Annotated in this window: 5 protein-coding genes; 4 read left to right on the top strand and 1 reads right to left on the bottom strand. The window is 72.0% G+C overall.

The features are described 5' to 3' along the window. Window positions 1-924: SDR family NAD(P)-dependent oxidoreductase (locus tag ABD327_RS16825; RefSeq protein WP_344451337.1), on the bottom strand; the 924-nt coding region annotated here is incomplete at its 3' end. A gap of 170 nt (window positions 925-1,094) precedes the next feature. Between ABD327_RS16825 and ABD327_RS16820 the strand changes: the two genes are divergently transcribed. The 4 genes from ABD327_RS16820 to ABD327_RS16805 are packed head-to-tail and all read left to right on the top strand — an operon-like array spanning window position 1,095 to window position 6,727. Continuing rightward, window positions 1,095-2,738 (top strand): acyl-CoA synthetase, encoded by a 1,644-nt coding sequence (locus tag ABD327_RS16820; protein WP_344451336.1) that lies wholly within the window; start codon window positions 1,095-1,097, stop codon window positions 2,736-2,738. Further along, window positions 2,731-3,891 (top strand): steroid 3-ketoacyl-CoA thiolase, encoded by a 1,161-nt coding sequence (locus ABD327_RS16815; RefSeq protein WP_344451335.1) that lies wholly within the window; start codon window positions 2,731-2,733, stop codon window positions 3,889-3,891. The genes ABD327_RS16820 and ABD327_RS16815 overlap by 8 nt, the downstream gene beginning before the upstream one ends. A gap of 8 nt (window positions 3,892-3,899) precedes the next feature. Beyond that, window positions 3,900-6,110, top strand: coding sequence for an acyl-CoA dehydrogenase family protein (locus ABD327_RS16810; RefSeq protein ID WP_344451334.1), 2,211 nt, complete (start codon window positions 3,900-3,902; stop codon window positions 6,108-6,110). Window positions 6,111-6,115: 5 nt separating this feature from the next. Next, on the top strand, window positions 6,116-6,727 hold the full coding sequence (locus tag ABD327_RS16805; RefSeq protein ID WP_344451333.1) for a hotdog family protein: 612 nt from the start codon (window positions 6,116-6,118) through the stop codon (window positions 6,725-6,727). Window positions 6,728-6,829 lie beyond the last annotated feature (102 nt).

Genomic DNA, 6,829 nt, shown 5'->3' with positions numbered 1-6,829 from the left:
GCCGCCGAACTTGGTGGTGCCGGTGTCGTCGAGCGAGGCCACGCTGTAGGCGGCGTAGGTCTGGTACGGGTCGCGCCCCTCGAAGTACGGGGTGACCTGGGAGCTGATCTCCTCCACGGAGAAGACGCCGTCGGCGGCGGTGAACTTGCGCTCCACCACCGGGGCGGCCATCAGCGCGATCATGTCGCTGTAGACGATGAAGACCTGGCCGCTGATCCCCTCGGCGGCGGGGGAGGCCAGGTAGCCCACGAAGGTGCCGACCCGCTCGGGGGCCATGGAGTCGATGCCGCCGGGCGCGGTGCCCTCGTTGAAGGACTCGGAGGTCATCGCGGTGCGGGCCCGGGGGCAGATGGCGTTGGCCTTCACCCCGTAGCGGGCCAGGCCCTGGTTGGTGGAGAGGGTGAGCGCGACGATGCCCGCCTTGGCGGCCGAGTAGTTGGGCTGGCCGGCGCTGCCGAACAGGAACGCCTCGGAGGCGGTGTTGACGACCCGGCCGTAGACGGGGCCCCCGGCGGCCTTGCTGGCGTTGCGCCAGTGCACGGCGGCGGCGCGGGAGACGGCTGCGTGGCCCTTGAGGTGCACGCGGATGACGTCGTCCCAGTCGGCCTCGGTCAGGTTGAACAGCATCTTGTCGCGCAGCACGCCCGCGTTGTTGACCACGATGTCCAGCGAGCCGAAGGAGTCGACGGCGGCGGAGACGAGCCGCTCGCCCAGCGACCAGTCGCTGACGTCGCCGGTCACCGCGACGGCCTGGCCGCCCTGGGCCTTGATCTCGGCGACGACCCCCTCGGCCGCCGGGCCCATGTCGTTGACGACGACGTTCGCGCCCTGCGCGGCCAGCGCGAGGGCCTCGGCGCGGCCGAGCCCGGCGCCCGCGCCGGTGACGACGGCGGTGCGGCCCGCCAGGGAGAGGTCTGCGTTCATGGGTTGCTCCCGCTCATGTTCCGAAGAGGACCTCCTGACACTAGTACGAATTCTAGTTTTTTCGGGAGTCCCGGTCTCGTTGAGTGGGTGATTTTTGCACTTCGGCCAGGGGTGGCTCACTGAGTGGGACATCCCTTGCCATCAGTCGAAACGAATTCTAGATTCCGGCTATGACGACGCTCAATCTGGCGAGCCTCTACGAGGCGGTGGCCGCGGCCGTCCCGCGGCGCACAGCCCTGGTCTGCGGCGGGCGCAGGCTGACGTTCGAGGAGTTGGACGAGCGGGCCAGCGCCCTGGCACACGGGCTCCTCGCCTCCGGAATCGAGCCGGGTGACCATGTGGGACTCCACATGCTCAACGGCCCGGAGTACGTTGAGGCCCTCCTGGCCTGCCTGAAGGCCCGGACGGTGCCGATCAACATCAACTACCGGTACACCGACCGGGAGCTGGAGTACCTCTACACCAACGCGGAGCTGACGGGGCTCGTCATCGACGAGGAGCTCACCCCGTCCGCCGCCCGCGTGGCCGCGAACTGCCCGAAGCTCCGCCTGGCCGTCGTGGTGCGCACGGGCGACACCCCGGACGAGGAGCCGTCCTGGCCCTCCGCCGTGAACGTCGTGGAGTACGAGGCGGTGCTCGAGGGCCGGCCGGTGACTCCGCCCCTGGCGGACGAGCGCAGCTCCGACGACCGCTTCATCATCTACACGGGCGGCACCACCGGCATGCCCAAGGGCGTGGTCTGGCGGCACGAGGACTTCTACATGGCCGCCCTCAAGGGCGGCAACCACTACGGCCCGCCGTACCTCACCGCAGAGGAACTGGCCGCCGCCGCGGCCGCGAGCCTCGAGGGCTTCTCCTACCTGCTCACCGCCCCGCTGATGCACGGAGCGGCCTCCTACAACCTCTTCACCTCGCTGCTCGGCGGCGCGAAGATCGCCGTCCAGCGTCGCTTCGACCCCCTGGAGGCGCTGCGGACCGTCGACGAGGAGAAGATCGGCATCCTCATGGTGGTCGGCGACGCCATGGCCCGGCCGCTGGCCGACGTCCTTCGCGCGCACCGCTCGGAGTTCGACCTCTCCTCGCTGTTCGTGCTGGGCTCGGGCGGGGCGATCCTCTCCCGCAGCATCCAGGAGGAGCTCAAGGAGCTGGTGAAGCCGGACCTCTTCGTCAACAACAGCTTCGGCGCGTCGGAGTCCGGTGCCGACGGCACCATCCAGATCGGCCCCGACGGCCTCATGCGGCTGGCTCCCAATCCCCGCGTCACCGTCGTCGACACCGACCTCAAGCCGGTCCCGCCCGGCTCCGAGGAGATCGGCACCATCGCCCGCAGCGGCCATGTCCCCCTGGCCTACTACAACGACCCGGAGAAGACGGCCCGCACGTTCCCCGTCATCGACGGTGTGCGCTGGTCGATCCTCGGCGACATGGCGAAGGTGGAGGAGGACGGCACCATCGTCGTGCTCGGCCGCGGCTCCGGCTGCATCAACACCGGCGGCGAGAAGGTCTTCCCCGAAGAGGTCGAGCAGGCGCTCAAGGCCCACCCCGCGGTGATGGACGTGCTGGTGGCCGGCGTGCCCGACCGCCGCTTCGGCGAGCGCGTCGCCGCCGTCGTCGAGCTGCGCCCGGACGCCCCCGTCCCCAGCGTCACCGAGCTGCGCGATCACTGCCGGGAGCACCTGGCCGGCTACAAGATCCCGGCTCTGATCACCTTCAGCGAGTCCATCATGCGCTCGCCCAGCGGCAAGGCCGACTACCGGTGGGCCAAGAACGTCCTGACCAGCGAGAACGACGAGAAGGAGACCCCCCGTGCCTGAAGCAGTGATCGTCGACGCCGTCCGCACCCCGGTCGGCAAGCGCAACGGAGCCCTGTGCGGGCTGCACCCGGCCGAGTTGCTCGGCCTGACCCAGAAGGGGCTGCTGGCCAAGGCCGGCGTCGACCCGAGAGAGATCGGCCAGGTCGTCGGCGGCTGCGTCACCCAGGCGGGGGAGCAGGCCAACAACGTCACCCGCAACGCGTGGCTGGTCGCCGGCCTGCCCTACCAGACCGCCTGCACCAGCATCGACTGCGCGTGCGGCTCCGGCCAGCAGGCGGTGCACGTGATCGCCGGCCTGATCGCCTCCGGCGCCATCGACGCCGGCATCGGCTGCGGCGTCGAGGCCATGAGCCGGGTCTTCCTCGGCGCGGCCCTCGTCCCGGGGGGCGGCATGCCGGTCCCCGAGGGTTTCGCCCTCGACATGCCCGACCAGTTCACCGCGGCCGAGCGCATCGCCAAGGACAAGGGCATCACCCGAGAGGCCGCCGACGCGTTCGGCCTGGCCTCCCAGCAGAAGGCGGCCCGCGCCTGGGCCGAGGACCGCTTCGCCGGTCAGATCCTGCCGGTCGAGGCCCCGGTGATGGGTCCGGAGGGGCCGACCGGTGAGACCGCGACGGTCACCCGCGACCAGGGCCTGCGCGAGACGAGCCTGGAGAAGCTGGCCGGGCTGAACCCGGTCTACCCCGGCGGCATCCACACCGCGGGCAACTCCTCGCAGATCAGCGACGGCTCCGCCGCGGTGCTGCTGATGAGCGCCGAGAAGGCCGCAGAGCTGGGCCTGCGCCCGCGCGCCCGGATCGTGGCCTCCGGCATGGTCGGCTCCGACCCGTACTACCACCTGGACGGGCCGATCGAGGCGACCTCCCACGTGCTGAAGAAGGCCGGCATGAAGCTGTCGGACGTCGACCTCGTCGAGATCAACGAGGCGTTCGCCTCCGTCGTCCTGTCCTGGGCGCAGGCGCACGAGCCCGACATGGACAAGGTCAACGTCAACGGCGGCGCGATCGCGCTCGGCCACGCCGTCGGCTCCACCGGCTCGCGCCTGATCACCCAGGCCCTCTACGAGCTGGAGCGCACCGACAAGTCCACGGCCCTGATCACCATGTGCGCCGGTGGCGCGCACGCCACGGGCACCATCATCGAACGGATCTGAGAAAGACCATGACGATCGGAATGACCGAGGAGCACCGCGACCTCCGGGACGCGGTGCGTACCTTCACCTCCCGGGAGGTGACCCCGCAGGTGCTCCGCGCCGCCGTGGAGGCGGAGCACGAGGAGGTCCCCCCGTTCTGGAAGGGCCTCGCCGAGCAGGGCCTGCTCGGCCTGCACCTGCCGGAGGAGCACGGCGGCGCCGGCTACGGCCTCGTCGAGCTGGCCGTCGTGCTGGAGGAGCTGGGCCGGGCCCTGGCCCCGGGCCCGTTCCTGCCGACGGTGCTGGCCGGCGCGGTCCTGCACCGCGCCGGGCACACCGCCTGCCTGGAGCCCCTGGCCGAGGGCGGTGTGATCGGCACGGTCGCCCTCCGCCCGGGCGGTCTGACCCTGACCCGCGAGAACGGGAACGCCGTGCTGAACGGCGAGTCCGAGCCGGTGCCCTCCGGCCGGGTCGCCGACCTGTTCGTGCTCCCCGCCCGCGAGGGCGAGAAGACCGTCTGGGTCGTGCTGCCGCGCGACGCCGTCGAGGTCTCCGAGCTGCCCAGCCACGATGTCACCCGCCGCCTGGCCTCGGTGAAGGCCGACGCCGTGGCCGTGGCCGACGACGCCGTCCTGACCGGCCTGGCCGACCAGGACGTGCTGGACCTGGCCGCCGTGCTGTTCTCCGCCGAGGCCTCGGGCCTGGCGGACTGGACGACCGCCACCTCCGCCGACTACGCCAAGGTCCGCGAGCAGTTCGGGCGTCCCATCGGCCAGTTCCAGGGCGTCAAGCACCGCTGCGCCCGGATGCTGGCCCTGGCCGAGCAGGCCCGCGCCTGCGCCTGGGACGCCGCCCGCGCGCAGGCGGAGGACGCCTCCGCCGCCGAGGCCTCGCTGGCCGCCGCCGTCGCCGGGGCGACCAGCGTCGAGAACGCCTTCCGCAACGCCAAGGACTGCATCCAGAACCTCGGCGGCATCGGCTTCACCTGGGAGCACGACGCGGGCTTCTACCTGCGCCGCGCCCAGTCCCTGCGGCTGCTGCTGGGCTCCACCGCGCAGTGGCGTCGCCGCGTCGCCCGGCTCACCCTGGACGGCGTCCGCCGCGAGCTGAGCGTCGAGCTGCCCGAGGCGGCCGAGCGCGTCCGCGGCGAGATCCGCGCCGAGCTGGAGCCCGCCAAGGCCCTGGAGGGCCAGGAGCGGCTGACCTACCTGGCCGAACGCGGCTACACCTCCCCGCACCTGCCGAAGCCCTGGGGCAAGGGCGCCGACGCCGTCAGCCAGCTGGTGATCGCCGAGGAGATGCGCGCGGCGGGCCTGCGCGCCGCCGACATGATCATCGGCAACTGGGTGGTGCCGACCCTCATCACGCACGGCTCGCCCGAGCACCACGAGCGGTTCCTGCCCGCCTCGCTGCGCGGCGAGCTGCGCTGGTGCCAGCTGTTCAGCGAGCCCGGCGCGGGCTCGGACCTGGCGGCGCTGTCCACCCGGGCCGAGAAGGTCGAGGGCGGCTGGAAGATCACCGGCCAGAAGGTCTGGACGTCCATGGCCGTCGAGGCCGACTGGGGCATCCTGCTGGCCCGCACCGACCCGGCCGCGCCCAAGCACAAGGGCCTGTCGTACTTCCTGCTGGACATGAAGTCGCCCGGCATCGACATCCGGCCGCTGCGCGAGCTGACCGGTGAGGCCCTGTTCAACGAGGTCTTCCTCGACGACGTGTTCATCCCCGACGACCTGCTGGTCGCCGGCCCCGGCGACGGCTGGAAGCTGGCCCGCACCACCCTGTCCAACGAGCGGGTCTCGCTGTCGCACGACTCCTCGCTGGGCAGCGGCGGAGAGGCGCTGCTGCACCTGGTGGCCGCCGAGGGCGGGCAGGTCGACGACGAGCGGCTCACCACGCTCGGCCAGATCCTGTGCGACGCGCAGTCCAGCAGCCTGTTCGGCCTGCGCACCACGCTGCGCTCCCTGTCGGGGGCGCAGCCCGGAGCGGAGGCCAGCATCAGTAAGCTGATCGGAGTGGAACACGTCCAGCAGGTGTGGGAGACCGCCATGGACTGGGCGGGCCCCGCGGCCCTGGCCACCCCCGGGCGGAGCCTCTCGAGCGGGAACCCCGACGCCACCTGGATGTTCCTGAACTCGCGCTGCATGTCGATCGCCGGAGGCACCACCGACGTGCAGCTCAACGTGATCGGTGAACGGATACTGGGCCTGCCCCGCGACCCGGAGCCGGTCGGGAAGGCCTGAGGGGGATGACGATCGAGCTCTCCAGCCCGTGTCGGGGGACCGGCGTGGACGCGGCGGCCGCCGCGGCGCGCCGGGTGATCGACGGTCTGCTCCGCGCCGGGGACATCTCCGGGGCGGACCTGGGCGGGGTCGCCGACCGCCTGAACGCGATCGCCGACGAGCTGGACGCGGCCGCTCCCGACCTGCGGGAGCGGCTGGTGGACATGTGGCACGGCGACGGCAACACCAGGCACGACGCGGTCGCCGGGTCGGAGAACCCGATCGCCCCTCCGCTGGAGTACACGGCCCTGCCGGACGGCTCCATCGAGGCCGTGACCGTGCTCGGGCTGCCCTACCAGGGCCCGCCCGAATGCGTCCACGGCGGGGTCTCGGCCCTGATCCTGGACCACACGCTGGGCGTCGCCAACGGCTGGGCGGGGGTGTCGGGCATGACGGCGGAACTGGTCCTGCGCTACCACCACGTCACCCCGCTGTTCGAGCCGCTGACGATCAGGGCGAGGCAGGTGTCGGTGGACGGCAGGAAGATCCGCACGGTGGGCTCGATCTCGGCCGGAGGCCGGGAGTGCGTCACCGCGGAAGGCCTGTTCATCGCCAAGTTCCAGCCCAGGCCGCGCTAACGGGAACGCTCCAGACCCGCCGTCCCTTCGGGGGCGGCGGGTTTTCGCGTCGGCCGCCGGGACGCCGTGCCCCGGCCCGTGACGCGGGAACGCCCCGGCCGT

The sequence above is a fragment of the Actinocorallia aurantiaca genome (genome assembly GCF_039533685.1).
In the GTDB taxonomy this organism is placed as follows: domain Bacteria; phylum Actinomycetota; class Actinomycetes; order Streptosporangiales; family Streptosporangiaceae; genus Actinocorallia; species Actinocorallia aurantiaca.
The sequence above is the reverse complement of the archived record's forward strand: the minus strand, read 5'-3'. Positions and strand labels throughout refer to the sequence as shown.